The sequence below is a fragment of the Acinetobacter sp. 1125_18A genome, from assembly GCF_052824985.1.
In genome coordinates this window covers 1-23694 of sequence record NZ_VTDG01000010.1, presented here as the reverse complement: position 1 = coordinate 23694, position 23694 = coordinate 1, and the positions used below count along the sequence as shown (strand labels likewise).

Genomic DNA, 23694 nt, shown 5'->3' with positions numbered 1-23694 from the left:
ATCCATATTCAGGGATGAATAAAATGCCTAGACCAATTACTGCCGTCATTCATCAGGATGCTTTGTTGCATAACCTGAATGTCGCCCGTCAATTTATGCCACAAAGTAAAGTTTTTACCGTGGTCAAGGCCAATGCTTATGGACACGGTATTGAACGTGTTTATGATGCATTCAAATCCGCAGATGGTTTTGCTTTGTTGGATATCGATGAAGCAAAACGCCTAAGAACATCGGGATGGACAGGTCCAATTCTGCTCTTAGAAGGCATTTTTTCAGCAGATGATTTATTGGATTGTGAAAAGTATCAATTAAGTTTTAGCCTGCATAATGAAGATCAAGTGAATTGGCTAGAACAATTTAAAAGCCAATCTCTCAAAGACAATCCAGCACAGACGCAATTCGATGTATTTTTAAAAATGAATACAGGAATGAATCGCCTTGGTTTTAAACCTGATGCGTATCGGGCAATGTGGCAGAGATTAAAGCAATTTGATGTGGTGAAATCTATCACGCATATGATGCATTTTTCAGATGCAGATGGTGAGCGTTTGGGGCAATCTGGGATTGCCTACCAGCAGGCTATTTTTGAACAAACCATTCAAGATTTAGACGGAGAGCGTTCAGTTTCAAATAGTGCGGCCATTCTCCGACATTCACAAGATTTACGTTCAGATTATATTCGTAGCGGGATTATGCTGTACGGCAGTTCTCCAGACTATCCAACACATTCAATTCAAGATTGGAATCTTAAACCAAGCATGAGTTTACGCAGTGAAATCATTGCAATTCAAGATTTACAGCCGAGTGAAACAGTGGGTTATGGATCTAAATTCACGGCAACCCAAGCCATGAAAATCGGTATTGTGGCATGTGGTTATGCAGATGGTTACCAACGTATTTCTATGGATGCACCAGTATTGGTTAATTCTGTACGAACCCAAACTATTGGTCGTGTCAGCATGGACATGTTAGCGGTTGATTTAACCCATATCCCCGATGCTCGTGTTGGAAGTGAAGTGGTACTTTGGGGACAGTCTTCAAATGGAACTGTACTGCCGATTGATGAAGTTGCAGCAAGTTCTGGAACCGTAGGTTATGAGCTCATGTGTGGTGTAACTGCACGGGTAAATTTTAAAATTTCAAAATAAGGACATCAACATGTCAAACAACGTTCAACACGCAGACATTCAAAAACTCAACAGCAATCAAGTGATGAGTGCAGTCACCATTTTCAATAAAGTGGTTTATTTGTCAGGCCAAGTTCCTAAAAACACCCAACAGGATATTATTGGTCAAACTCAAGAAATCTTGGCAACAATTGACCAGTTATTGCTTGAGGCAAATACTGATAAATCACGTTTATTGTCTGCTCATGTCTACATCAAAAATTTAGATGATTTTGCGACGTTCAACACCATTTGGATTGATTGGTTAGAAGGCTGTGTTGCACCATCTCGCGCAACGATTCAAGCTGATTTGGTTAATCCAGATTGGTTGATTGAGATCGCAGTTATTGCGGCGCAGGCATAAATTCACCTCTTGTAATAAAGTAGAATTGATTATTGTCAATAATTAAAGCAGTATTTGCCCCGAATTAAAGCTGGTCACATGTAAACCATGTGGCCCAGTTCGCGTTAGGTAGAACAATAGAACGGGAATGTTCTTATGCCACAAGCGGGTTTTACCTCCAAAAAATTGTCAAAAAGGATATTTTTATGACAACTTCAAGCCATTCAGATGACGTACCATCGTCGCCAAATGAGCTACAACGGAAATTATCCAATCGTCACCTACAATTAATTGCGATTGGTGGTGCAATTGGTACAGGCTTATTTATGGGTTCAGGGAAAACCATTTCCCTTGCAGGCCCTTCAATTCTGATCATTTATATGATCATTGGTGCAATGTTCTTTTTCCTGATGCGCGCATTGGGTGAAATTTTACTTTCAAATCTGCACTACAAATCCTTTATTGATATGGCACATGACTTAATTGGTCCGGGTGCTGGCTATTATATTGGCTGGTCATACTGGCTCGGTTGGATCTTAGTGGGTATTGCGGATTTGGCTGCAATTATCAATTATCTTAATTTTTGGCTTCCTGACGGAACCGCCTTTACCCCCATGGGACAAGCCTTAATTAGTGCAGGATGCGTACTCTTGGTATTGGGTATTAATCTCCTCACGGTAAAGTTGTTTGGTGAAATTGAGTTTTGGTTTGCTTTGATCAAAATTTTAGCCATTGTCGGATTGATTCTTATTGGTGGCTATATGGTGTTGAGCCATTTCCAAGCACCGACAGGTTCAGTTGCAAGCTTTAGCAATGTCTGGTCGCATGGTGGCATGTTCCCGAAAGGCGCAAGTGGCTTTTTAGCAGGTTTCCAAATTGCCTTGTTTGCTTTTGTCGGTGTCGAGCTGATCGGTACTATGGCGGCAGAAACCAAAGATCCTGAAAAGAACTTACCTAAAGCGGTCAATGCGATTCCGACCCGTATTATTTTGTTTTATGTATTGGCACTCTTTATCGTGATGTCGGTAACCCCTTGGAATGAAATTCCTGCGGATCAAAGTCCATTTGTCACATTGTTTCTACATGCTGGTATTGGTGCAGCGGCTGTGATTATGAACTTGGTGGTTTTATCCTCGGTAATGTCATCGATGAACAGTGGTGTATTTTCGACCAGTCGTATGTTGTTTGGATTGGCCAAAGAAGGGCAAGCACCGACTAAGTTGGCTGAACTGTCTAAACGCGCCGTTCCTGCAAAAGGTTTATTGTTCTCTTGTGGCTTTATTATGGCAGGTGCAGCACTACAATATTTTGTTCCAAATACCGTTGAAGCATTTACCTTAGCCAGTTCTTTATGTGTGATTTTATTCATTAGTATCTGGAGTATTATTATGGTGTGTTATATACGCTACCGTAAATTACGCCCAGAATTGCATGAGAAATCAAACTTTAAAATGCCGGGTGGTGTATGGATGTCTTATCTTGTTTTGATCTTCCTTGCCTTTACTTTGGTGATTTTAAGCCTTGAGCCTGATACCTTAAAAGCTTTAATCATCAGCCCGTTGTGGGTGATTATTTTAGCGGTGACCTATCAAATGATGTATAAACCGCGTATGAAAAAGCGTAATCAGCAGCTTTAATGTTGAATATTCAATTGATCAGGAGATGGTGTTAGATCATCTCCTGAATAACTATGATATGAAAATTTTTGATATAAATTAAATTTAAAAATTAAACGCTTAGATTAAATATAACATACTCAACTTTTTGGTTTTATCCGTGATTGATTGCATAGATTCAATGTGAAATTTAACAAATTATTCAAAATAAATTACTGAAATAAAAATAAAAAGCACGTTTAATAGCATCATTTACGCTAAACAACAGCATATATGCGCAATAACAAGATCGATCTCTTACGTGGAATTTCAATTTTATTGGTACTTCTCCACCATTTTAATATTCCTTATAAACTGCATGACACATTTCTAGGTATACCAATCTTTGGCGAAAGCTTAAGTACCTTAATTGCCCGCAATGGTAATTATGGTGTGACCCTATTTTTTGTGATTTCAGGTTTTCTAATCACCCAACATACTTTACAAAGAAGTGGCACACTCGCGCAGATTAAGCTCAAAGATTTCTATATCCGCCGTATTGCCCGAATTATGCCTTGTTTGGTCCTACTGGTAGCGCTGGTGACGGCACTGGGTGCAATGGGGTTAAAACCCTTTATCAATCAAGTGCCAAACGGTATTGAAGTCTCTTATGGCTTAACTGTATTTTCTGCTTTTACGTTTTGGATGAATATCCTGATCATTGAAAATGGCTGGGTGAATTATGCGCTAGGCGTGCTATGGTCTTTATCTGTTGAGGAAGTCTTCTATTTAGCATTTCCAATTTTATGTGTTGTATTAGGCCGTGGTAAAGGCTTTATTATATTTTTATTGGCAATCATCATTTATGCACCTTATTTCCGTTCATTGCATTTTGCTGAGGAAAGCGGGGCTTATCTTTATCATTACTTCTCAAGTTTTGACGGAATTGCGATGGGTTGCTTAACTGCTTTAATGACTCAGCGGATGGGACAAAAAATACAGGTTTCAAAAATCGTGGTTCCAATCATTGTTTTGTTGATGGCCGCTGTTTATTTATATGCACCAATCAAAGAGGTTAGTACGTGGGGAATCAGCATTTTTGCCATATTGTCAGCAATGTTGATCTTCTGTTTTGCTCAGAACCCATATACTGAATCTCGCTCTATATTGTCAAAAGGTGTAGCGTGGATTGGACAACGTAGTTATGAAATGTACTTGTTTCATTTGATTATCTTGGGTTTATTTAAAGTTTTTTATTTTCCCAAAGAAACCTTAGCTGTTGAAAAATTAATGCTATTACCAATTTATTTTATTGCTGTTTTTGTATTGAGTTGGGCCATTGAAAAGTACTATTCAACACCGATGAACAGAAAAATACGCCAAGTTTTACTTAAAAATGGGTGATAAAAATGGAAATATTGCAGTTAATAGAAACCATAAAACAAGATCCAAGCTGTGAGGTGTATCCTGCACAGTTAGCACAAAATTTGCCACAAAATATTCCTGATGATGTGAAGATCTTTTATCGTGAAACCAATGGAATAAAATTTTTTCCACAAGAAGCTTATTCAATTGAAATCGTCGCGAGTCATCAATTTATACCGATTAATACTTATTTATTCTCAGACGAATCAATCGATTTGGAATTGGAAAATGATGATATCAGTCATGACTGGTTTTTAATCGCAAAGGTAGATGAAATGAGTCAATACATCAGTATTGATATGGCGCAAGCTAGACGAGGTCAATGTTATGATAGCTTTTTTGAAACCCATGCAACGATTGGTGATTCACCTATTATTGCCCAGAGCTTTACTGCGCTTTTACATCAGTTATATTTGAATAAAGGGCAATACTGGTATTGGTTACAAGATGATTTTCAATATTTAGGTGATGCTTATGATCCGCCTTTACCCAATCGAGATGTATAAAAAAACCTCCATTTAGGAGGTTTCTATCTACAATTTAAAATGTTGGTTTAACGACCACTAAAATCACCACTGCAAATAAAATCAGGGTTGGCATCTCATTGAAAAATCGCCAAAACTTATGCGATTTATAATGTGCATTGCCAATCAGTTTTTTACGGTAATAGCCACAAACAAAGTGGTAAATTACTAAAAGACCAACTAAACCGACTTTTAGATAAAACCATAAAGCTTCATGGTAATGACGTGTAGCATCACCCCAGTCTACGAGAAAATGTGCGGTGATCAATGTTGCGATCATCGAAGGCCACATAATGCCCCGATATAATTTACGCTCCATGATCTCGAAACGCTGATGACTTAGATTGTCATCGCTCATGGCATGGTAGACAAACAAACGCGGGAGATAAAACAGTGCTGCAAACCAACACACGACTGCAATGATATGTAAAGCTTTTACCCAAAGGAAAGCTTCTGAAGGAGCATCCATCAATTTACCCTTTTAAGGGCAGTGTGCGAGATGTTGATCATCCAAACTTATTTTAAATTTGAATGATCAACAATTCTTTGTTTAGCCTTCCCATTTTTTAAAAATGAGACAAGCATTGACACCGCCAAAACCGAAACTGTTACTCATCACAGTATTCAATTTTGTATCGCGTTTTTCAAGTACGATGTCATAACCTTTTGTGCCTTCATCAAGCTCAGTGACATTGATGTTTGGCGCGATAAAGTCATTTTGCATCATCAATACAGAATAAATGGCTTCTTGAACACCAGCAGCACCCAGACTGTGACCTGTCATAGACTTGGTTGAGCTTAATGGTGGAACATTACCTTCACCAAATGCACGACCCATCGCAAGAAGTTCAGTCACATCACCAGCGGGTGTTGAAGTACCATGGGTATTGACATAGTCAACCTTATCTACGCCATGTTGTTTGGCTTCTTCTAAAGCCATTAAAATACAACGGGTAGCACCTTCACCTGATGGTGCAACCATATCCGCACCATCCGAATTTGCAGCATAAGCAACCACTTCTGCAAGAATATTTGCACCACGTGCTTGAGCATGTTCAAGTGATTCAAGTACAACAAAACCACCACCACCCGCAATCACAAAACCGTCACGGTCAGCTGAGTATGGGCGTGAAGCTGTTTCTGGAGCATCATTATATTTAGAACATAGTGCGCCCATCGCATCAAACAATAAGCTTTGTGACCAGTGATCTTCTTCACCGCCACCGGCCAACATTAAATCTTGTTTACCCAATTGAATTAGGTTGTAAGCATAGCCAATCGCATCAGCTGAAGTTGCACAAGCACTGGTGATTGAATGAGCAACACCTTGTAATTTAAATGCAACACCGACATTGGCAGTAATGGTGTTTGACATATTACGTGGTACGAAGAACGGGCCAATTTTACGCGCACCTTTTTCTTCTAAAAGTTTAACCATCTCTGTAACAGACGCAGTTGAGTTACCACCTGAACCCCCTGCAATACCGTAACGTGGATTACCGCCCAATTGTTCTGGCGTTAAGCCTGCATGTTCAACGGCTGCAAGCGCAGAATTGTAGGCATACATTGCACATACGCCCATAAAGCGCTTGAGTTTACGGTCAATACCATCAAAATCTTGTTCTGCTGCGGCACTGACATGACTTTTAAAATTAAGTTCTTCGTAAGTTGAATTATGACGTGTCCCTGAAATACCATTTTCCAAAGAGTGCTTAACAGCTTCCAATGTATTACCGATACATGAGTTAATGCCCATACCAGTGATGACAACACGACGGTTCATGCAAAGTCCTTTATTTTAGAATACAGAATGAATGTTTACATTTAAACGCGTTTACTTTTTTAGTTCAATGGCGAAAGATATTGATTCTTGTGCATCATTTAAAACAATATATTGTATACTTAAAAGTTAATTAAATAACTGAAAATAAATATATTTATTATTTTTATAATAATATGAATTCATGATGGATATTTACATCAATTAGGCAAAACCATCCATAAGCAGGGCTTACTAGAGATGGTTTGAAGCACTAATTTTTGAAATAAATTTTAAATTGCTGGAACAAGCATGGTGTTTTATCCCTATTGTAGAACAAGGCTTCTCTTTACCTGCTGAGTTGAATTACCCATATAACCGATATGATGACCATCAAGACCAATCATATCGGTTGCAATACAACTGTTATAGCCTGTAGCAAGCCTAAACAAAATTTCTTTGTCTTTATGAATTACCAAGGCGTTTTCTTTTCCCACTCTGGATCAAAACCTGATGTCGATGCAGCAACTTTTAAATAATCTGCATAACTCTCAGCCAATAAAATTGGTGGAATCTGTTTAAGTGGAAGTTCATTGTTGTTCCAAGAGCGGCTGGCTTTTTTACTAAAAGTCAGTTCATAAAGTACAGCAGGAATATTTTCCTCTGGTACATAGCTTCCACTAAATGTAATTTCTACATCGATACCCAACTGTTTATACGGCTTGGTATAGCGGTCAAATGAACCACCATCTTCGATACTGGCACGTTGGTAGCCTAATTTTGTCACTACACCACGGAGGGTAAAGGTATCTGTAAGCCAGCCGTTATGATCCTTAATTTCAGTGACATTATCATCTTCAAGCTTCGGCAGGTGATGAGTCATCTGTTCAAATAAGAATTTCACTTTATAGTCTTTAAAGTGTGCAATCCAATCTTTCGCTTCCTTTTCACCGACCAAAACCGCATGAGAAATTTGAATTTTGCTGTCTGTGCTCAGCTCGACTTCATCATCATCTAAATTCAGTAATGCACCATCATCACTTGGTCTAAAACTGATTTTTTCACCATTGGTTTTGATCTCAAGCCAAATCAGCTTTTGGATTAAGCGTCTCATGATTGGGTGGGCAAAGATATACTCTTGCCATTCAGCAACATTCCACTGACGTTCGCTACACATCGCCTCATACAAACGACCTGTTTGCATATCAACCACTTGTTTAAACTCTTTTTTACTGGTGCTAAACAGTGCTTTGGCTTCTTTGATCAGGCTTTCATCATCATTTTGGCGGGCAGCAGGTAGTGCTTTAATTTCTTTACCTTCTTCATTTTTAAGAATGAATTTGTCTTTATCATCAACAATGGCGCTAAAGTTACGTGAGCCATATTGTAGCTGTAACACAGCATTTTCATCTAAACCTGCTGTTGGAATAGTACGGTCGGCCAGCTCATCACTTGTCCATTGATTGCGTTCAGCAATCTCAGCAACCAATGTGTTTGCAAGTGTTTGCACTGAAGCAGTCCGATAACGACGTGAAAGTGAAAGCAACAGTTGGATGATTAATGGGTCATTACTGATCGATAATGCACTAATCATGGCTTCAATTTGTGAGCGACGAGGGTAGTGTTGCTTCATATAGTTCTGCAATTGTTTTACTGCAAAACTTCCTTGTGCATTGGCGGTCAGTGAAAGCATACCTTTACTTTTGATCGCGGAACCCAGATAAAGTCCTAAACGTTCGCGTTTAATCTCTTCAATCACTTCTTCTAAGGTGATGGTGCCATATTTGGCATAATATTCAGGGTATTTTTCACCATAACGTTTGTATGAATCCCGATAAGAACTCAGACGGCCAGGCGCTTCTGTGGTTGCATATTGCGTTGCTTCATCCAATGGTGTTTGTAAGGTATCTTGATGAATAAAACTGTGTAATAAATGATTGGCAAGTTGTACCTGATCTTTTTGATCGAGTAAGTCACTATAGCGTTGTAATAAGGCATTGGCTCTAGGCTCTTTCAGTTTTTCAGCCAATATCACCCACCATTTAATAATTCTAGGGTCAACCTCTTTGCCATTCTGCCATTTCACTTTTGGCAATGTGTCAAAATCAAACCATGTAAAACTGCTTGAAAGTTTGCCTTTTAAACCGTCTTCTGCTTCTTTTAGCAGCACTTCTGGTTTGAGATAAGCACTAATATCCTGTCCAAGCTTTTCCAATGCCGTTAGAAGAGCAGCTCGAACGATTTCTTTCTTCTCTTTTTTAAGTAAAGCATTCAGCGGTTTTACTGCATCCTGATTTTGTAGACGTGCTAGCCATTCAATTGCAGTGATTCGAATGTCTTGTTTACCCGAATCTAGAGCTTCAATGGCACGTTGATGAATGTGTGGAAGGTGTTGTAAGGTTTCTTGCGCTTCATAACGCAAACGCTTATTTTCACCCAATGCAAATTCGAGTAAACGCGGAATAAATTGTACTGGTAAGGATGGGAAACATTTAAGTACAAAGATGGCATCGGATGGGTTAAAGCTTTGATATTCATTTTTTTCTAAAGATGGAGAAAGCCCCAACGCTTCAGTTAAATATTCTTGATTTTCCGCAAAAAATGGCCAAATTTTATCTTTTTCATAAATATGATCTTGTAAACTTTGATAATAGGATGATCCCGCTAGAATCCCTTGAGCGACTCTACGTTTGGGATTGTTAAATTTAGCCGCATCTAGGGCCTGAACGATATGACGAAGTTCATAATTGGCATATTCTTCAGGTTTAAGCATTTCAAATAAATTAGGCCAATAAATCCAATTCCGATTGCGTATCGCAATGATTCTCATGGCATGATTAATGGAAAACTCAGGATATTTTTTATATTTATTTTTATGGGTAATAATATTTTCAACTTGGTGTACATTTTTAAAAGATGCATCACCGTTCAGCTGGTCAACAATCGACGTTAAGGTTTGATGATTGATTTTTTTAAGCTGCTTTAAATGATCTTGAGCCCAAGTTCTTTTATAACTTGCTGTTTTATTCTCTTCAATTTCATCGGCAGCATTCTGTTCAGCTTTAGCCAAAATTTCTTGATAATTTTCTAAAATAACCTCGGTAAAACTTGCTGGAATTTTTTGTTCAACAAACGGTTGAAAGGTTGGTGCTTCAAAATCTTGCTGTAATTGAGCAGTATCAACAGATCTTAAGCGCTGAATTGCCATTTGTAAGATTTGTTGTACAGATTTTTGTTTTTCTTGTGCAAAAGCTTGTTCTAGTACAGTTAGATTGTCAGCACCTAAACGTGCCAATAGATCTGCAGAAAAGCCACGTTCCTGACTTGAACCTTCCAATAGATTTTGATTTAAATATTTTTGGCTATCTTCTGGATTTAAATTCGTCAATAAACTGGTGGCTTTAGTACGAATGGTTTTAGATTTCCCTACAGAAAGTTTTACAATCAAGTCAGGGATTTGTTTGATCAATGTCGTTTGTTTGGCGATATAGTCTAAAAAGTTTTCTTGTCCAATGATGCTCAGTGTTGGAATAAGTTTTCTGAGTTGATCTAATCGGGCTGAAATGAAATCTTGGGTGTCCTTGAGTAATAATATTTTATCTAATTTACTAGAATGATAACTGTCGATATTTTGGCGTTCAAATAAATAAGGCAGTAGTTCATCGCCTAAACCCTGTTGATCACTTTCAAGCAAATCAAATAGTTTCTGTTGAGTCCAATTTTGCTTTAACAATTTATTCGGATCTGCTTCGCTAAAATGATGACTATCAAAAGCAGTAATAAATGTATCTACCGTGAGATAAATAAACCAAGCGGGCACTTTTTCATAAATATTGGTGAAATTTTTCTGTTGTGTTGCCGCTTCAAGCACTTTGGCAAAACGAATAATTTGTTCAAATTCTAATTCTTCAAAGATCTCACCATAATAACGACGGCGTAGTTTTAGTGCCGCTTCAGCAAGCTTATTTTCTTTTTTATCCAGTGATTGATTGTTTTGAGGCCAATACCAGCTATAGGTACCTGGCTTTTCCAGTAAAAGCAGTGCTTTTTCATTCGGGTATTGCTGTAATTTAAGTAATATTTCTGGATTTTCTCCATCCAAAATAAACAAAACCACATTTTGATCAAGTTGGTCTTCAATGACGGCCAAAGGCTGGAAAATATGGTAGAGCTTTTCAACTTTATTTTTTAGATCTTCATTATGTTTTTGAATGTGGTCATGATCAGCGGTTGAGTTTGCTTGTTGCGTTTTCACTGCCTTATCCTCAGGCTTTAAAAACATCGACTCAATTTTTGAAAAAAGTTTATTTAACATCTGTATTCCTTTTGAGCAACTCGCTGTTGCTTTTCTATAGGCGCTAATACTTTAGGCTTTAATACTGTGCTTGGTAGTTCACTAAAATTATAGAAAAATATCATCAATTTAAATAGCAAGCTTAATTTATCACGACGTAACTTGTCCTTCTAAAGCGATTCTATGATTTAGACGTTGTAGTTGTAATAAAACATGTCGCCATTTTAAAAGCTGACTGGCTAAATTGTGCTGTGTGGAATCTGATTTGAGTGAGTTTTGAATAAAGCTTAAACCCAAATCTGCAAACTTTTCAGCAAAATCATCCAGTTTAACCAGATCATCCGTATCCAATTTTGAACGACCTGTATTTGCATAGAATTCAAACAAGGCTTGTGATTCCAAGATCAAAAGGTCTAATGCAGATAAATGTTGCTGATGTTTCCATTGTTTTTTTTGTTCGAGCAATTTTTCAATTCGACCAGTAATCAGCTCAACCAAGCTACTTTTCTTCTGTACAGGATAATCATAATCCAGACTGAATATTTTTAAACCTTTTGGCGTTGTTAAAAACACACTACATGGAATGAATTGAATCTGTTGCTGTGTTGCTTCGATACGCACCAATGTTGCGATAATTTTTTCATTATGAATCAGTTGGGTGAGATGTTTAATTCGTGTACGGTATTCTGGTTCTATCGGAAAGACCAGCTTGAGTGCTCTATTTTCATCGTCAGTAATACGGTATTCAAAATATTGCTCTAGTTCGTTGAGTTCAGGCGCTGTGATACTTTTATGGCGAAGCAGTACATAACGTGATTTAAGCTGTTCTAGGCTTGAATGCGGAACAAGCATTTCCTGTAAAGATTGCCATGTTGAAATGCCAATATTCATCTGTTCTAAGTCAGATTGGCTGAGTGCATTCAACAAGCCTTTTGGTAAAAAACGAGTATCTGTGCTGGCACTCAGTTGTGTATCTGAACTGGATTTTGCATGGGTTAGTTCAAGTTGATGTTGGAGTAAAAAGCTGAGAGAACTTCCCCAAATTCCAGTATTGGCTGCACTGTGCATATCAAAGGTACGATCTAAATGATTGGCACGTGCCTGAGTCACTTCTTTGAGTTGTTGCTCTTTTGCATCCCAGAAGCACACTGTTAGACCATGTGCACCACTCTCTGTATTCCACCATTCACAACCAAGCGGGATCAGATGTGCTATGCTTTCTTGTTGATAGTCGCGTTGTACAGCACCACGAAGTTGTCGCAATGCTTCGGCTTGAACATCTGGACCTAAATGCTCGATTTCTGACAGTGCAGCCAAATAGGCATACAAATGTGCCAATTGATTAAAAATCTGCTGCTCATCAACCTGTACATCTGCTTCCAAAAACTGCTTCATTGAGCCATGTAAGGCACGCAATAAGCTCCCTAAACGTGGTAAGTTTTGTGCGCGTGCTTGCATATTTAAAATATGCAGTGACATGACCATTTCTTTGGCCAGATGTGACAAACCTTGCTGAATAAAGTTTTGACAAATGATTTTAAGTTCTTGGATCAATACCTGATCATCCGGCGAAAGTTGCTGTGTAGGATGATGATGTTGCGCTGTTGTATCAATTGACCATTGCCATTTTTCAGGGGCATTTTTCAGAACTAAATAAGCAATACATGCCAAATGCCCAGCAACTTTTTGTTTGTCTGTAATTTCTGACAACATGCCTTCAAACCCTGTTGCGGGGTAGAGAACAACTGGATTGGGACTTAAATCGGTTTGAAAAGTGATTTTATGTTCTTGAATATCAATTTGACAGGATTCAGGTTGAAGCAACCAATTTTGTACAAATTCATGAGCCAAACGAATATTGGCTTTGCCTGCTTGTTTTTGGATTTTGCTTGGATCAAATTCTAAAACAGTTTCAAGGGCTGATGTTGCTACTTGCTCAGATGGCTCAGTATGTTGAGATGTTTCCTGTTGAGTTAGTGGTACTGCATTTTCTAGATTATTGTTAGGGCTATTTTCACTTGGGCTATTTGCGGTAGCCAGTAGTGTTTCATGTTCCTGAACCCATAAAATACTGCTGAGAATGTGTTTACAACAGCCTTGTGCTGAACAATTACACAGTGCTTTGGTGATGCCTTCAAAGGGCAGTTTAACCTCACATTCTTCGACTTTAAATACCAGTTGATCGTGCTCTTGTTGTAGTAGTTCAACAGCATCTAAGGCTTTACGGGCACGACGTAGAAGACCAGCATTGCTATGCATGGTTAGGCTGTCTTCATCGTATTGGGTATAAATATGCCAACTCATTGCATCACCTCTGCAAACCATGTTGCCAAATGTTCAGGGGTCATTGCTGCGATTTGCATACCGCGTTCTTGGAGTTTTTGTGCCATATTGATGTCATAAACAGGATTAGCTGCTTGATCCAGCGCCGCAAGCCCAAGCAGTTTGCAGCCTTGTTGGTTGAGTTGACTGGTGGTGTTGAGCATTTGTTGAACGGATGCACCTTCTTCAAAGTCACTGATCAAGACTAAAATACTGCGATTGGGTTGTTTAATCTTTTTTTGACAGTATTGCAAAGCTTGACCAATGTTGGTTCCGCCACCGAGTTGAATGGTCAGTAAGACTTCAACTGGGTCATGTGCCAAATGACTTAAATCAACAATTTGGGTGTCAAACAGGACCAGACTAATATTGACCGCAGGGAGAGCTGCCAAAATACTGGCACATACTGCTGCATACATGATCGAATCCATCATCGAGCCACTTTGGTCGACACACAGTACAATTTCCCACGGCAAATGTTTTTGTACACGGGCATTAAAATAAGGGGTTTGGATAATCAGTTTTTGTAAATCAGGCTGGTAATTCTTGAGATTGGCTTGAATGGTCCGTTTCCAATCAAAGTTTTGTGCCTGTTTAAGATGTGAACGCTTAAAACGATTACGACGACCTTGTAGCGCTTTTAAAAATTGTGTGCGGATTTTTTGTAAGAGTTCTTCCACGACTTTTTGAATTAATTCTCGAATCGCATCTTTCATTTCATTGCTTAAACGACCACGCATACTCAGCAAAGCTTTAGCCACTGCAGGGTTGGGTTCAAGTTGTCTTACATGCTCTGGGTTTTTAAATAACTCAGTTAACTCATAGCGTTCTATGGCTTGTTTTTGCATACGTTCAAAGGTCGATTTTGGGAACAGTTTTCGACTTTGGTTGAGCCAGTTAATCGCGTTAAGCTGCGAGGCTTCCAAACCGCCATGGCGATTTTTTCCTTGTTGGATACCACGACGTTTATATTCATTTTGGTAGAGATAATCGAGGTTGCGCTCAAGTTTTAGTTGATCGCCTGACAATGCCGCTGCTGATAAATTCTGGTCGGCATAGCGACCGAGCATCAAGCGCCAACGGCGTGCTTGATCCATTGCATCAAGAGAAGCGGGGGTATCTGAGTTTTCATCAAGATTTGGTTCAGGAGGTAATTGACTCATTCATTCACTCCTTGTTGTTCTGGATTGAGTTGTTTTGAGCGATTGCTTGCCCAGCGATCTAAGTGATCATATTCAAATATTTTTTGCAGTTGCTGGTTAAGTTGTATGCCTTGGAATACATCCTGTTCCCCAATATGACTGAGCACCTGATCGAGAATGACATGCTCTCCAAGTCCTGTGGTTTTTGCGATAATTTTCGATACTTTGGTGCTTTGCTTTGGGGTGAGCTGACTAAAGATATAGCGTAAATCAGGTAAAATCCGAATAAAGGTGTCTTCCGTCCAATGACTGACCAATTGGTGAAGTGCATCAATTGCAACCTTGGATTGCACAAAGATTTCAGGCGCAATAAAAAACATGCCATGTAGGTATTGCACAGCGTCTTCAGGATCACTTCCCACTGCAAAAGCCAGTTGTAATTGTTGTTGAAGCTGATTTTGCTCAATTTCATGATCTAAAAACTGTAAAGTATGTAGCGCACCTTTGAGTGAACTAAGATGAAACTCATCAATTTTTGCCAGATCAATTTGGCTATACATCAGTTCCAGTAAATCTACATCTTGTGCATTTACGACTGCATGCTGTAGTGAAAGATTTCGTTGCTTGATATTTAAAATCAGTTCATGCAAGGTTTTTAAGTTGCTAAGATTTTGTTCAACTTTTTCTTCGTGGGTATCGTAAATTTGATCAAGTAAAAAACAGGCCTGATAGACGGCAAAACTTAAACTTTGTATCACGATATTTTCGGGTAAATTTAACAGCTTGTGACCATGCCACAAATAATACAATTGCTGTGCTGCACCAATCACCGAGGCAAGATTTTGATCGCTTTCTAAAAAAGTATCGAGTTGTTGACGAAGCAATTCTAAATGTTGCTTTAATCCTAAGCGACATGCCAAAGCCAGCAATTTGGCAGTTTCAAAGGCAGATTGCCCGACACCTTTTGCTTCATTTTCTTGCTGTAGTTTAATAATTTTAAGCAGTGCAATTTGTTCGAGTTGATTGCCCATTTCTGCTAGTTCAATCAAACGTGCTTCAACACTGGGTGTCCATGCATAACGCCATTCCTCAAACAGCAAATCCAGACTGGCACCTTGAACAAAATCTGGACCCGAAATACGTTGAGCAAAATTACAGCCGACAAATTCCAATAAATGCAAATATTGACTAATGTTCTGATGTAAAGGTTTACGATAAATATCGAGTTTTCGATTGCGTAAAATGGTGTCATTTAAATTAAAACGATAGGTTTTAATCTGTTGATAGGTATTTTGTAATAAGGCAGGGCTGTGCTGATTTTGAGCAACCTTACCAAGCTGTTGCCCACTTAAAAACTGAAAAATCAGGGTAAATAAATGCTGTTGTCCATCATCCATTTCTCCTTTGATTAGGGCTGATTGTAAGGCATCGAGTAAATCATAACGGCTCGGTTGATAATGCCCTCGAAGGCAAGCCAATTGCCAAGCAAGTTCAGCGGTATTTTTTAGCGCGATATAAGGCGTTACATCCAGTGCATTTTCTTGGTTTAAAAAATGGCATAACTCATTTAAATATTGAAAAAATTGCAGTTGCGTTTGTTCAACCGTTGGATTGTTTGCAGATTTTAAATTTTGCCAATGTTGTTGATAATATGCAGGTGAGGGCATACCTGAAGCATAGCCATTTAAAGCATCTAAACGATCGAAACTATAGCGAATCAGCCAAGCTTGCTCTTGCCAGTTTTGCTTTTGATCTTGGACAATAAAACGTTCTGCTTGCTGTGGGACTGCTAGATTTTCAATTAAGGCAAGACTATGAAAGCCACCCGTGATCACCAAAATTTTATGCTTGGGATCAATACTGTCTTGGATGCAATTCCACATCACATCTTCACGATGTAATGAAGCATCTTGTAAGAGTACCTCACGCTCATAATCCAGACGTGCCAATGAACACCAAGCAAAAACATCATCAAAAAAAGTTTGAGCACGTTGCAGTTGTTCAACATTTTGCAGCTCGAATAAATGATCCCAAAGTTCATCGTGATTTCGGCAATGCATGGTTTCAGCAAGTTTTTGGATATATTGGCTATGCGCAAAATAACGTTCAGACAGCAAACTTTTTTGTTGCCAGTCCAAATCGGACTGTTGTGTTTTTAAGGCACTTTGTTTTGCCCAATCCAAGTCAATAAACTTAACTTCTGCTTGAATGAGTTTTGCCTGTTGGATGGCGACCCATTCAGGTGAGTATTCACAAAAAGGGAAGTAGGCAGAAAAGATTTCTGGTTGAACCTCGTCATCACTTTCATGTTCTTCGCCAGCACTCTCTTTATTTGTAGCGCCTTTTTTGGGTGAGGTTTTATTTGAAGAGCGTTGTGCTTGTGCAAATATAGCCACAGGAGGTTGAGTGGCTTGGTTCTGTAAGCTTTCAATTAAGAATTCAAAACTTGTTGGTGCTTCGATTAAAATGTGTGTGGGCTTCAGTTCATCGATATATTGTTTTAACGCGTATGCACAAGCGGGGCTATGATGGCGGATTGGCGCAAAAAAAACGTTTTGCTCTGCCATTTGCTGTTTCAGTTGAAATGCCTGTTTTAAGCGTTCAGGCATTTCACCTCTCTCTATATTTCGATCCAACAGCTGCATGATTAAAACTCTCGGCTGGCGTCATAGAAACTTTTCCAGTCGGCATCTTTACGTGCACGCTCTTTCACCACAGTATCCAGATAGTAACGTAGGCGTTTAGCGTCATCTGGATTATCTTTAAACACAACTCCAATCAATTGTTGTGCGAGGTGTTCTGCTTTTAATTTTCCATCACTGAGATAAATGGCTTGTAGACCTGCCGCATGGGCAATATTGACCGCTTCAGCAGTAGACATAACAGCATCAGGCGTTTTAAGTGTTGCGCCTTGCAGACTTTGTCCTGTTCTGAGCTCATTGAAAATGGTCACCAAGAGTTCGATAACTTCTGGGCGAACTTGGATTTCACTGTATAAATCAGCAAGCTGGTTCTTAAGTTGTAATCCCACCAGTTCGATTTCAAATTTTTGATCACGAATTGGTTTTACTGTTTCAAAGTTAAAGCGGCGCTTTAATGCTGCTGACATTTCATGTACGCCACGATCACGCAAGTTTGCTGTTGCGATGATGTTAAATCCTTGTGTAGCTTGCAAACTAAAATCTTGTCCCATTTCAGGGATCATCATTTGCTTCTCAGACAGTAAAGACACCAACACATCCTGAATTTCAGGTGGACAACGGGTGATTTCTTCAAAGCGGGCAATTTGTCCGTTTTTCATGGCATAGAAGAGCGGGGAGGGAATCAGTGATTTATCTGTTGGTCCTTCCGATAAAAGGAGTGCGTAGTTCCAAGAATATTTAATATGGTCTTCGGTTGTCCCTGCTGTCCCTTGAATTGTGAGCTGAGAATTGGCTGAAATGGCAGCACTAAATAGCTCTGAAAGCATCGATTTTGCTGTACCTGGTTCACCCACCAGCATCAAACCCTGATTGCCCATCAACGTAACCAAGGCGCGGTCAACTAAAGCATCATCACCATAAAACTTTTTTTGAATATCCAGCTTGGCATCACCCAAGATAAATGAGCGAACAGCGTAGGCAGAAAGTTGCCAACCTGCTGGCTTTCTATGTTGATCTTGTTCTTTTAAGCGTTCTAGTTCCGCTTGATATTTTTGTTCTGAACTGTGCTTAATTTGATTTTGAAAATTTTGCTTCATAATGATTCTATATATATTTTATCCAATGAATCTATCATAACTGGCAAAGGCTGAGATGACCACTGGTACATAAGTTGTCTGCGACAAATTGTGACATGTATTTGTTATAAAAAGTATTTTAAGTAAATTGAGTGCTGTAATTGCAAGTGAACTAGGGGTAGATTGTTTATAATTGTATAGTATGATGATCTGTATTGAAATTTTGTGAAATAGTGATTGTATTGATTCATGAATCAGTACATTAATGTAAGTGTTGAGAAACTATTTAATACAAGCTTTAGTGTTTGAAAAACCACAGTTACGAGGGTGCACATGGCAAATTCTAATAAAAAACAATCAGGCGGATTTATTTCAAATGCTTTTGGCGTGGCCAAAAAGCTAAGCGAAACAGGCTTAAGTGTGATCAATCATGTTGCTCCTGGTACGGTGAGTAAATTGAGCCACAGTCCTAAAGATGAATCCGTTGTACAAGGTACTGCTCAAGAAAAAAGTGCTTTTGAACGTAAACAATATGAAAATCCTCAACAAATGCTACGGGAACATTTACCCAATGTAACCGGGCAGCTTTTGGGGAAACATTATAAAAAAATCAATAATGTCGCTTCGTTTATTTCACCAGATTTAAACGATAAATTGTCTGATTTTATTTTTGATAAGCTCAATGAATTTGTTTCAGAACTGACTTCTGTAGATGCTGTTCTAAAAGAAGTGGGTGCAAAAAGCTTGGCAGAATTGGCCAAGGATCCTGAACGTTCACAACGGATCAGTACTGCGCTGGCGAATCAGAATAAAATTATTGCTGCAATTCAAGGTACGGTTACAGGCGCGTTCGGCGGCTTAGGCGCAATTCTTGATGTACCTAGTTCACTGGCTTTGGCACTTCGAAGTGTTTATCACACTGGGCGAGCGCATGGTTTTGAGTTGAATGCAAAAGATCACACTGTTGTTGAATACATTTTTAAACAAATTGATCTAGGCACTGTTGCTGAAAAACACGCATTAATGGCGGCAATACGAACTTTTGCAGGGGTGTTGCAAACCCACAATGTGAGTCAATTGCAACAGCTTTTAGGTTCGAGCAATGATATAGAGCTGTTAAAAAAATGGGTGGCGAATGAGGATGGTACATTTAAGTTGCCATGGATGAATAATCTTCCACATTTTAGTCTGTTGACACGACTCACCCCCTTAGCCACGATGGGCATCAGTGCTGCATATAACTGGAAACTGGTCGATGATGCAACCGATAAAGCTCAAATCGTATTTTCTGGCGCAAGGCAATATCTGCTACAGCATTCTGATGAAAAAATTGATGTATTAGATGCTTATGAAAAATTTAGTCAATTGATCTCAGACGCGCATCCCTTGCTTTTAGAAGACAGCAAAGCAGAAACGCTTGCAGAGAAAGTCGAGCCTCAGGTTGAAAATGAAGCAATTACTCATGTTGAAGTGAAGGAAAAAACCAGTGAAGCTGTTGAAGAATCCAATGCTGAGCAAAAAGTTGAGCATGGGATTCAAAAACTAGCTGAAACTCACATTGAAGATAAACATGCGACTCAACTGGAAGACAAAGCGACACCAGTAAAACCTCGACGCACTGCGCAAAAGAAAGCAGCAACAGTGGGTGCCACAACAGCGAAGGCAACTGATGTGGCGAAAACATCGACAACTGCAAAAACTGTAACAAAAAAGCGTACCCCGGTAAAAGCCAAAGCGGCTACAGAAAATACGGTAAAAGCGTCTGAAAAAACGCAAGAAGCTACTGAAACAAAATCAGAAAGTAAGCCTGAGTAAGTTGAATCATTCATTTAGCCAAAGCTTGAAATGGTCAATATTTGACACCATGTTGAATGTTGACCATTTTTACTTCTTGGCTTACAATTGCATGCCCTCAAAAAGTGGTAATTTTTTGAGGCTTTTTATTAACGGGAGAATTGCCATATGGCAACAACAAATCAGTTGATCCGTAAGGGTCGCACAACTTTGATTGAAAAATCAAAAGTTCCTGCGTTGAAGGCTTGTCCACAACGTCGTGGTGTTTGTACACGTGTTTATACAACTACACCTAAAAAACCTAACTCAGCAATGCGTAAAGTTTGCCGTGTTCGCTTAACTTCAGGTTTCGAAGTTTCTAGCTATATCGGTGGTGAAGGCCATAACCTACAAGAGCACAGTGTTGTTCTTATCCGTGGTGGTCGTGTTAAAGACTTACCAGGTGTACGTTACCATACCGTTCGTGGTTCTTTGGACTGTGCTGGTGTTAAAGATCGTAACCAGTCTCGTTCAAAATACGGTACTAAACGTCCTAAGAAATAATCTTTTAAAGATTAGCTTCTTAATAATATAGAGCCGCAATCCTTTATCGTCTCGCTTGTCTGATTTCTGCATTAATTTTGTGAAATTCAAGCGACGTGTAGTAAGGCCAGCGAATAGCACACGACACTTTGTGCTGATGCTGGATAAACCTGAAGTGTCATATTTATAGGTAGATTAAAATGCCAAGACGTCGCGTAGTCGCTGCTCGTGAAATCCTTCCGGATCCTAAGTTCAGTAGCCAAACAATCGCTAAATTCATGAACCACGTAATGCAAGATGGTAAAAAGTCTATTGCTGAAAGTATCGTTTACGGTGCTTTAGACCGCGTTCAAGAAAAAAATAAAGTAGACCCAGTTGAATTTTTCGAGACTACTCTTGAAAAAGTTCGTCCTATGGTCGAAGTAAAAGCACGCCGTGTTGGTGGTGCTACTTATCAGGTACCTATGGAAGTACGCCCATCCCGTCGTACTGCCCTAGCTATGCGTTGGTTGGTAGATGCTGCTGCTAAGCGTTCTGAAAAAACTATGGCGTTACGTCTTGCTGGTGAGTTGCTTGATGCAGCTGAAGGTAAAGGCGCAGCGATCAAAAAACGTGAAGATGTGCACCGTATGGCTGAAGCTAACAAAGCCTTCTCTCACTACCGCTTCTAAGCGGCTAAAACAGTCCCTAATCAGGAGAATACTCATGCGTACTGCAGCACGATTTAACATCGCCCTCTACCAAAGTGGGGGATTTGCGGGTATTTAAGTTGCCCATTACGTATCGAGTATCCGTACGCATCAATGCTTCATTGATGCGTCCTGTTTTAAACAACAAAATTTAGGAATGCAAGAAATCATGGCTCGTCAAACCCCAATTTCTCGTTATCGTAACATTGGTATTTCTGCGCACATTGATGCCGGTAAAACTACAACTACTGAACGTATTTTGTTCTACACAGGTGTATCTCACAAAATTGGTGAAGTACATGACGGTGCAGCAACAATGGACTGGATGGAACAAGAGCAAGAACGTGGTATTACAATCACTTCAGCTGCTACGACTTGTTTCTGGTCTGGTATGGGCAAGCAGTTCCCTGAACACCGTATCAACGTAATTGATACACCGGGACACGTAGACTTCACAATCGAAGTTGAACGTTCTATGCGTGTTCTTGACGGTGCGTGCATGGTTTACTGTGCTGTAGGTGGTGTTCAACCTCAGTCAGAAACTGTATGGCGTCAAGCAAATAAATATAAAGTGCCTCGTTTAGCATTCGTGAACAAGATGGACCGTACTGGTGCAAACTTCTTCCGTGTTGTTGAACAAATGCGTACTCGTTTAGGTGCTCATCCTGTACCTGTAGTGATTCCAATTGGTGCTGAAGAAAATTTCCAAGGTGTTGTTGACCTGATCGAAATGAAAGCAATCATTTGGGATGAAGCTTCTCAAGGTATGCAGTTCGAATATGGTGATATTCCTGCTGATCTTCAAGCATCTGCTGAAGAATGGCGCACCAATATGGTTGAAGCTGCTGCAGAAGCATCTGAAGAGTTGATGGACAAATACCTAGAAGAAGGTGATCTTTCTAAAGAAGACATCGTTGCAGGTATTCGTACGCAAACTTTGGCTGGCGAAATCCAACCAATGCTTTGTGGTACAGCATTCAAAAACAAAGGTGTTCAACGTATGTTGGATGCTGTAATTGAATTCTTACCATCACCTACAGAAGTTAAGCCTATCGAAGGTATTCTTGACGACAAAGCTGAAACTAAAGCGATTCGTGAAGCATCTGATGAAGCGCCGTTCTCTGCATTAGCGTTCAAAATCATGAACGATAAGTTCGTAGGTAACTTGACTTTCGTACGTGTTTATTCTGGTGTTCTTAAACAAGGCGACCCAGTATATAACCCAGTTAAGTCTAAACGTGAACGTATTGGCCGTATCGTACAAATGCACGCAAATGATCGTCAAGACGTTGAAGAAATTCGCGCTGGTGACATCGCTGCATGTGTAGGTCTTAAAGACGTAACAACTGGTGATACGCTTTGTGATGAGAAAAACATCATTACACTAGAGCGTATGGAATTCCCAGAGCCAGTAATTTCTCTTGCTGTTGAGCCTAAAACTAAGGCTGACCAAGAAAAAATGTCTATCGCTCTTGGTCGTTTGGCTAAAGAAGATCCATCGTTCCGTGTACGCACAGACGAAGAATCTGGTCAAACGATTATTGCGGGTATGGGTGAGCTTCACCTTGACATCCTTGTTGACCGTATGAAGCGTGAATTTAACGTTGAAGCGAACATTGGTAAACCAATGGTTGCTTACCGCGAAACAATCAAAAAGAGTGTTGAGCAAGAAGGTAAATTCGTACGTCAAACAGGTGGTAAAGGTAAATTCGGTCATGTATATGTTCGTTTAGAGCCTATGGATGTTGAAGAAGCTGGTAAAGAATACCAATTCGCTGAAGAAGTTGTAGGTGGTGTAGTACCTAAAGAATTCTTCGGTGCGGTTGACAAAGGTATTCAAGAACGTATGAAGAATGGTGTATTGGCTGGTTACCCTGTTGTGGGTATCAAAGCGACATTATTTGATGGTTCTTACCATGATGTCGATTCTGACGAATTATCGTTCAAAATGGCAGGTTCTTACGCATTCCGTGATGGTTTCATGAAAGCAGATCCTATCTTGCTTGAACCAATCATGAAAGTTGAAGTAGAAACTCCAGAAGACTACATGGGCGATATCATGGGTGACTTAAACCGTCGTCGTGGTATGGTTCAGGGTATGGATGACTTACCTGGCGGTACTAAAGCAATTCGTGCTGAAGTTCCACTTGCTGAGATGTTTGGTTACGCGACTCAAATGCGTTCTATGTCTCAAGGTCGTGCGACATATTCTATGGAATTTGCTAAATATGCTGAAACTCCACGTAACGTGGCTGAAGGCATCATTTCTAAATTCCAGTCTGGCGGTAAAAAAGGTGACGACGAGTAATCTTTCGATTACTATAAGCCCAAACTAATTCATAGTTAAAAACCAAGTGCTCATGCAGTGACCCTGCATGAGTAGTTTAAAAAGGAAGCTCTC

General features: G+C 39.5%; 17 protein-coding genes. 9 read left to right on the top strand and 8 right to left on the bottom strand.

Going from position 1 to position 23694, the window contains the following annotated elements; all coding sequences use genetic code 11:
• The first annotated feature begins 23 nt into the window (after positions 1 to 23).
• From alr to FY049_RS16305, 5 genes are all read left to right on the top strand, one after another.
• Positions 24 to 1148, top strand: a complete 1125-nt coding sequence (gene alr, locus FY049_RS16325; protein WP_166781905.1) for an alanine racemase — start codon at positions 24 to 26, stop codon at positions 1146 to 1148.
• Between the two features lie 10 nt (positions 1149 to 1158).
• A complete protein-coding gene (locus FY049_RS16320; protein WP_004723667.1) occupies positions 1159 to 1530 on the top strand; it encodes a RidA family protein in 372 nt (123 codons plus the stop codon).
• Positions 1531 to 1715: 185 nt separating this feature from the next.
• Positions 1716 to 3146, top strand: coding sequence for an amino acid permease (locus FY049_RS16315; protein WP_004723666.1), 1431 nt, complete (start codon positions 1716 to 1718; stop codon positions 3144 to 3146).
• A 252-nt stretch (positions 3147 to 3398) separates the two neighbouring features.
• The gene (locus FY049_RS16310; protein WP_262782356.1) at positions 3399 to 4508 is read left to right on the top strand and encodes an acyltransferase family protein; all 1110 of its coding nucleotides are present in this window, start codon (positions 3399 to 3401) and stop codon (positions 4506 to 4508) included.
• A gap of 5 nt (positions 4509 to 4513) precedes the next feature.
• A complete protein-coding gene (locus tag FY049_RS16305) occupies positions 4514 to 5035 on the top strand; it encodes an SMI1/KNR4 family protein (RefSeq protein ID WP_446084009.1) in 522 nt (173 codons plus the stop codon).
• A gap of 34 nt (positions 5036 to 5069) precedes the next feature.
• Here FY049_RS16305 and hemJ read toward each other — a convergent pair whose 3' ends face one another.
• From hemJ to FY049_RS16265, 8 genes are all read right to left on the bottom strand, one after another.
• Positions 5070 to 5522 (bottom strand): protoporphyrinogen oxidase HemJ, encoded by a 453-nt coding sequence (hemJ, locus tag FY049_RS16300; protein ID WP_004723664.1) that lies wholly within the window; start codon positions 5520 to 5522, stop codon positions 5070 to 5072.
• A gap of 81 nt (positions 5523 to 5603) precedes the next feature.
• Positions 5604 to 6836 (bottom strand): beta-ketoacyl synthase N-terminal-like domain-containing protein, encoded by a 1233-nt coding sequence (locus FY049_RS16295; RefSeq protein ID WP_004723663.1) that lies wholly within the window; start codon positions 6834 to 6836, stop codon positions 5604 to 5606.
• Positions 6837 to 7138: 302 nt separating this feature from the next.
• Positions 7139 to 7309: a hypothetical protein gene (locus tag FY049_RS16290; protein ID WP_004723662.1), complete on the bottom strand. Its 171-nt coding sequence runs from the start codon at positions 7307 to 7309 to the stop codon at positions 7139 to 7141.
• Positions 7285 to 11127, bottom strand: a complete 3843-nt coding sequence (locus FY049_RS16285) for a DUF4132 domain-containing protein (RefSeq protein ID WP_446084008.1) — start codon at positions 11125 to 11127, stop codon at positions 7285 to 7287. The genes FY049_RS16290 and FY049_RS16285 overlap by 25 nt, the downstream gene beginning before the upstream one ends.
• 129 nt (positions 11128 to 11256) lie before the next feature.
• Positions 11257 to 13410 carry a hypothetical protein gene (locus tag FY049_RS16280; protein WP_446084007.1) on the bottom strand — a complete coding sequence of 718 codons (2154 nt, stop codon included), beginning with the start codon at positions 13408 to 13410 and terminating at the stop codon, positions 11257 to 11259.
• Complete coding sequence (locus tag FY049_RS16275; RefSeq protein ID WP_105714309.1) at positions 13407 to 14591, bottom strand: VWA domain-containing protein; 1185 nt, start codon at positions 14589 to 14591, stop codon at positions 13407 to 13409. The genes FY049_RS16280 and FY049_RS16275 overlap by 4 nt, the downstream gene beginning before the upstream one ends.
• Positions 14588 to 17215, bottom strand: coding sequence for a DUF5682 family protein (locus FY049_RS16270; RefSeq protein ID WP_446084006.1), 2628 nt, complete (start codon positions 17213 to 17215; stop codon positions 14588 to 14590). Before FY049_RS16270 ends, FY049_RS16275 begins: the two co-directional genes overlap by 4 nt.
• A 2-nt stretch (positions 17216 to 17217) precedes the next feature.
• A complete protein-coding gene (locus FY049_RS16265) occupies positions 17218 to 18309 on the bottom strand; it encodes an ATP-binding protein (RefSeq protein WP_004817563.1) in 1092 nt (363 codons plus the stop codon).
• A gap of 312 nt (positions 18310 to 18621) precedes the next feature.
• Here FY049_RS16265 and FY049_RS16260 point away from each other — a divergent pair, with 312 nt between their 5' ends.
• The 4 genes from FY049_RS16260 (at position 18622) to fusA (ending at position 23601) form a co-directional block, all read left to right on the top strand.
• On the top strand, positions 18622 to 20103 hold the full coding sequence (locus tag FY049_RS16260) for an EcsC family protein (RefSeq protein WP_446084005.1): 1482 nt from the start codon (positions 18622 to 18624) through the stop codon (positions 20101 to 20103).
• A gap of 147 nt (positions 20104 to 20250) precedes the next feature.
• Positions 20251 to 20625, top strand: a complete 375-nt coding sequence (gene rpsL, locus FY049_RS16255; protein WP_004648013.1) for a 30S ribosomal protein S12 — start codon at positions 20251 to 20253, stop codon at positions 20623 to 20625.
• Between the two features lie 179 nt (positions 20626 to 20804).
• Positions 20805 to 21275: a 30S ribosomal protein S7 gene (gene rpsG / locus FY049_RS16250; protein ID WP_004655203.1), complete on the top strand. Its 471-nt coding sequence runs from the start codon at positions 20805 to 20807 to the stop codon at positions 21273 to 21275.
• A gap of 187 nt (positions 21276 to 21462) precedes the next feature.
• Positions 21463 to 23601 carry an elongation factor G gene (gene fusA, locus FY049_RS16245; RefSeq protein WP_004723654.1) on the top strand — a complete coding sequence of 713 codons (2139 nt, stop codon included), beginning with the start codon at positions 21463 to 21465 and terminating at the stop codon, positions 23599 to 23601.
• Positions 23602 to 23694 lie beyond the last annotated feature (93 nt).

Bases quoted from the DNA above. Each gene is read 5' to 3' on its own strand.
- alr (WP_166781905.1), top strand. From the start codon at position 24: ATGCCTAGACCAATTACTGCCGTCATTCATCAGGATGCTTTGTTGCAT.
- FY049_RS16320 (WP_004723667.1), top strand. From the start codon at position 1,159: ATGTCAAACAACGTTCAACACGCAGACATTCAAAAACTCAACAGCAAT.
- FY049_RS16315 (WP_004723666.1), top strand. From the start codon at position 1,716: ATGACAACTTCAAGCCATTCAGATGACGTACCATCGTCGCCAAATGAG.
- FY049_RS16310 (WP_262782356.1), top strand. From the start codon at position 3,399: ATGCGCAATAACAAGATCGATCTCTTACGTGGAATTTCAATTTTATTG.
- FY049_RS16305 (WP_446084009.1), top strand. From the start codon at position 4,514: ATGGAAATATTGCAGTTAATAGAAACCATAAAACAAGATCCAAGCTGT.
- hemJ (WP_004723664.1), bottom strand. From the start codon at position 5,522: ATGGATGCTCCTTCAGAAGCTTTCCTTTGGGTAAAAGCTTTACATATC.
- FY049_RS16295 (WP_004723663.1), bottom strand. From the start codon at position 6,836: ATGAACCGTCGTGTTGTCATCACTGGTATGGGCATTAACTCATGTATC.
- FY049_RS16285 (WP_446084008.1), bottom strand. From the start codon at position 11,127: ATGTTAAATAAACTTTTTTCAAAAATTGAGTCGATGTTTTTAAAGCCT.
- FY049_RS16280 (WP_446084007.1), bottom strand. From the start codon at position 13,410: ATGAGTTGGCATATTTATACCCAATACGATGAAGACAGCCTAACCATG.
- FY049_RS16275 (WP_105714309.1), bottom strand. From the start codon at position 14,591: ATGAGTCAATTACCTCCTGAACCAAATCTTGATGAAAACTCAGATACC.
- FY049_RS16270 (WP_446084006.1), bottom strand. From the start codon at position 17,215: ATGCAGCTGTTGGATCGAAATATAGAGAGAGGTGAAATGCCTGAACGC.
- FY049_RS16265 (WP_004817563.1), bottom strand. From the start codon at position 18,309: ATGAAGCAAAATTTTCAAAATCAAATTAAGCACAGTTCAGAACAAAAA.
- FY049_RS16260 (WP_446084005.1), top strand. From the start codon at position 18,622: ATGGCAAATTCTAATAAAAAACAATCAGGCGGATTTATTTCAAATGCT.
- rpsL (WP_004648013.1), top strand. From the start codon at position 20,251: ATGGCAACAACAAATCAGTTGATCCGTAAGGGTCGCACAACTTTGATT.
- rpsG (WP_004655203.1), top strand. From the start codon at position 20,805: ATGCCAAGACGTCGCGTAGTCGCTGCTCGTGAAATCCTTCCGGATCCT.
- fusA (WP_004723654.1), top strand. From the start codon at position 21,463: ATGGCTCGTCAAACCCCAATTTCTCGTTATCGTAACATTGGTATTTCT.